The sequence below is a fragment of the Rhodopseudomonas sp. BR0C11 genome, from assembly GCF_010820945.1.
Classification (GTDB): domain Bacteria; phylum Pseudomonadota; class Alphaproteobacteria; order Rhizobiales; family Xanthobacteraceae; genus Rhodopseudomonas; species Rhodopseudomonas palustris_H.
Window position 1 is genome coordinate 1 of sequence record NZ_QTKI01000439.1, and the last position, 3,784, is coordinate 3,784.

General features: G+C 65.4%; 4 protein-coding genes. 2 read left to right on the forward strand and 2 right to left on the reverse strand.

What is annotated here, in order from left to right:
* A partial coding sequence (locus DYI24_RS22960) for a methyl-accepting chemotaxis protein (protein ID WP_164573972.1) occupies positions 1-1,693 on the reverse strand: 1,693 nt, incomplete at its 3' end.
* A 196-nt stretch (positions 1,694-1,889) separates the two neighbouring features.
* On the opposite strand from DYI24_RS22960, the gene DYI24_RS22965 reads away from it, so the two are divergent.
* Positions 1,890-2,636, forward strand: coding sequence for a YebC/PmpR family DNA-binding transcriptional regulator (locus DYI24_RS22965; RefSeq protein WP_164573973.1), 747 nt, complete (start codon positions 1,890-1,892; stop codon positions 2,634-2,636).
* 45 nt (positions 2,637-2,681) lie between these two features.
* On the opposite strand, the gene DYI24_RS28415 is transcribed toward DYI24_RS22965, so the two are convergent.
* Complete coding sequence (locus DYI24_RS28415) at positions 2,682-2,855, reverse strand: hypothetical protein (RefSeq protein ID WP_234820117.1); 174 nt, start codon at positions 2,853-2,855, stop codon at positions 2,682-2,684.
* A gap of 328 nt (positions 2,856-3,183) precedes the next feature.
* Between DYI24_RS28415 and ruvC the strand changes: the two genes are divergently transcribed.
* Positions 3,184-3,708, forward strand: a complete 525-nt coding sequence (ruvC, locus tag DYI24_RS22975) for a crossover junction endodeoxyribonuclease RuvC (protein ID WP_107357407.1) — start codon at positions 3,184-3,186, stop codon at positions 3,706-3,708.
* Positions 3,709-3,784: the final 76 nt, after the last annotated feature.

Genomic DNA, 3,784 nt, shown 5'->3' on the forward strand with positions numbered 1-3,784 from the left:
CGTCGATCTCACGCATCATCACGGTCTGGCCGCCGCCCATGTCGCGGGCGTAGCTCTGGATCAGGAACGAGCGGGTATTGCGTCCCGCGGCGAGCCCGGCCGGATCGTTGAAGATCCGGCGGTTGCGTGAATTGGCGGTGTTGAAGGCAACATCCCCCGGCCGCTGCGGCTGCGAATACAGTTTGTTGTGCACCGGCAGATAGCCGTTCCGGTCGATCATCACGCAGAACGCCATCCGTGGATCCTTGGCCAGGAAGGCCTCCTGGAACGGCAGCAACGCGCGGTCGGCCCAATCGAGGTATTGCGTGCGGTATTGCTTCGGATCGGTGCCGGCGATCTCGACGTAGTTTTCGTCGAATATCTGCTCCAGCGTCAGCGCGCCGGACGCAATGCCGCGTTCGAAGATCTTCGCAAGTTCATGCCCAGCCTCGATCGCGCGGGTGACGAACTCGGTGTTCTCATCGCGGATTGCCCACAGCCGGTCCTCGATCCGCTCCTGCAGGCCAGCGTCGGGCGCGACGAACCGCGCCAGGGCGCCGGCCTTGCCGTGCTCGGCGATGCGGACGCGGCAGGCGCCGATGTCCTGAAGCTCGGCGGCCAATTGTTGGCCGGTCGCCAGCGTGTCGGCGGCCGGGCCGCTGATCAGCACGCCCTCCATCGAGATCTCGTACACCGGCGCGGTGATCCTGCCGCGCGGGGTGTCGAGATCGATCTGCAGGTGGCACGGCAGCTTCTCGCGCCGCCGAACATCCTCGCGGTCGCCGAGCTTGAGCAGAACCGCGGTACGCGCCCGCAGTTTGTCGGCGAAATTGGTAACGTTCTGGCCGGCGCGGGCGACCTCGTCGCCGTGCTGCTCGGCTTCGCGGGTGGCGCTGTCGATTTCTGCGGCGCTGTCGCCGACCGAGGCGATGAAGGTTGAGGCCGAGGTGGCATTGCCGGCGATGTCGCCGGTGGTCGCGTTCTGCTCGGCCACCGCGCCGTTGACGGTGTCGAACACCGGCCGGATTGCGGCGATTGCGCTGGTGATGCGATGGACGGCATCGGCCGAACTGGAGGCATCCCGCTGCAAGGCGTCGATCTTGCGCTTGATCTCCTCGGTCGCCTCCTGGGTCTGCACCGCCAGCGCCTTCACCTCGGTCGCCACCACGGCAAAGCCGCGGCCGGCCGCGCCCGCGCGCGCCGCCTCGATGGTCGAGTTCAATGCCAGCAGCGTGGTCTGGCGGGCGATCTGGGAGATCAGATTGACCACGTTGCCGATCGCGGCCGACGAATCGCGCAGCCGCTCGACATTGGCCGTGGCTTCATTCGCTGCCGCGCTGGCGTCGTCGGCGAGCTGCGACGCCTGGCGGACCTGGGCGCCGATGCCGTGGGCCGAATGGGTGAATTTGTCGGCGGCCTCGGAGAACGAGCTGGCGGTCGCTTGGGCCGCGCTGGTCCGGCCGGTGAGGGCGTCGGTGCGCTCGCGGATGGTGTGCAGCGTCGAGGTGGTCGACTGCACGCCGGTGGTCACGGAATGGGCGGCGCGTTCGAGCTGCCGAATCAGCGAGCCCAGCTCCAGCTCCAGCAATTCGAGGATTTCACGGGCGGAATCGGCCTCCGCGACCGTCGGTTCGGCTGCCGCCGGGGGCGAAGCTGCCACGACGTTCAGGGCCGCCGTTTCCGGCGACCGCTTGCGAAATAGGCCGAACGCCATGGTTCCTCCCGCAGAACTAGAACATAGCCTGCTACTCTCGCGGCGCCCCGTGAAGTTACGGTTAAATTTTCTTTCAGTGGAATTACGGATTTCGCGCCGGACGGCGGCGGCAAGTCTTTGATTTTGGCGGATGCGCCGCTTATAACCCCGCGCCGCAGCCCGAAATTCCAACGGATCGACCCGCGAGAGAGAGCGCATGGCCGGACATTCGCAATTTAAGAACATTATGCACCGCAAGGGCCGCCAGGACGCACAGCGGTCCAAGCTGTTCAGCAAGCTCGCCCGCGAAATCACCGTCGCCGCCAAGCTCGGCACCCCCGACCCGGCGATGAACCCCCGGCTGCGGGCCGCGGTGCTGGCGGCGCGTGCGGAAAACATGCCGAAGGACAATATCGAGCGCGCGATCAAGAAGGCGATCGGCGGCGACAGCGAGAACTACGATGAGATCCGCTACGAGGGCTACGGCCCCGGCGGCGTCGCGGTGATCGTCGAAGCGCTGACCGACAACCGCAATCGTGCCGCGTCGGACATCCGCTCGTTCTTCACCAAGTCGGGCGGCAACCTCGGCGAAACCGGCTCGGTGTCGTTCATGTTCGACCGCGTCGGTATCGTCGAATACGACGCCGACAAGGCCTCCGCCGACGATATGCTCGATGCCGCGATCGAAGCCGGCGCGGACGACGTGGTGTCGTCGGAGGCCGGCCACGAGGTCTATGCCTCGCAGGAAACCTTCCGCGATGTCGCCAAGGCGCTCGAAGCCAAGTTCGGCGAGGCCCGCAAGGCAGCGGTGATCTGGAAGCCGCAAAACACAGTCGCGGTCGATGACGAGACCGGCGAGAAGCTGTTCAAGCTGATGGACGCTCTGAACGACCACGACGACGTTCAGAACGTCTACGCCAACTTCGAAGTCTCCGACGCCCTGATGGCGAAGATGGCGGGCTGATCAGGACTGCGCGGCCGCTCGGCCGCGCACCCATGACTTGCCGCTTTATAGCACCGCGATGTTGTACTTCGCGGGGCCGACCACCGACACCACTCGCATGTAGATGGTGTTGTTGTTGTTTCCGTCCTCATAGATGATGGTCTGGTTCGCCGGCACCGGTGGCGGCGGCGGCGGAGCCGGCGTGTAGGGCGTGTTGGGCACGCGTTGGGTGATGAGCACGCCCGCTGTTCCGGCCGGTGGCAAAGGGCCGACCGGCGCGAGAGTGGGAAAAGTCAGGCTCTCCACCGGCACTGCGTAGGCGTCAGTTTCCGAAACCCGTTTAACCTGACCGTGAGTGATAACTCGGCTCATGATGATCTCCTATCGGCTATCTCCGATAGCGCTATGCAATCATCACAACTTTAGGTTGTAAAATACAATCCGCTCACCTCGGGTTTGCACGAGGGGCGTCGCGTTTGCCGGGACTCTCGATGCGGCGCTGGGGAAGGCTCCGCGCAGCGCGCCGTTGCTATTTTGTTCTTAAGCTTTTCGGCGCTATCACATGCGCATGACCCCAGCGTCGATTCGTAGCCCGATCCGCATCCTTGGCATCGACCCCGGCCTTCGCCGCACCGGCTGGGGCGTGGTCGAGAGCGAGGGCAATCGGCTGGTCTATGTCGCGTGCGGCACGGTGGAGCCGCGTGATACGTTGCCGCTGGCCGAGCGGCTGCTGGCGATTCACGACGGGCTGACGAAAGTTCTGGCTGAGCACGCGCCCGCTGAGGCCGCGGTCGAGCAGACGTTCGTCAACAAGGATGGCGCCGCAACCCTGAAGCTCGGCCAGGCGCGCGGCGTCGCGATGCTCGTGCCGGCGATGCGCGGCCTCCTGGTTGCCGAATACGCGCCTAATCTTGTGAAGAAGACGGTGGTCGGCGCTGGCCATGCCGATAAGACCCAGATCCAGATGATGCTGAAGATCTTGCTGCCCAAAGCCGATCCGAAAAGTGCCGACGCCGCCGATGCGCTGGCGATCGCCATCACCCACGCCCACCATCGCGGCGCCGCGCAGCGGCTGAAGGCGGTGGGGGCGTGAGGATTATCGCGACCATGCTTAGCTCCGAGCACAGACGGCTCCCTCTCCCGCTTGCGGGAGAGGGCTGGGGTGAGGG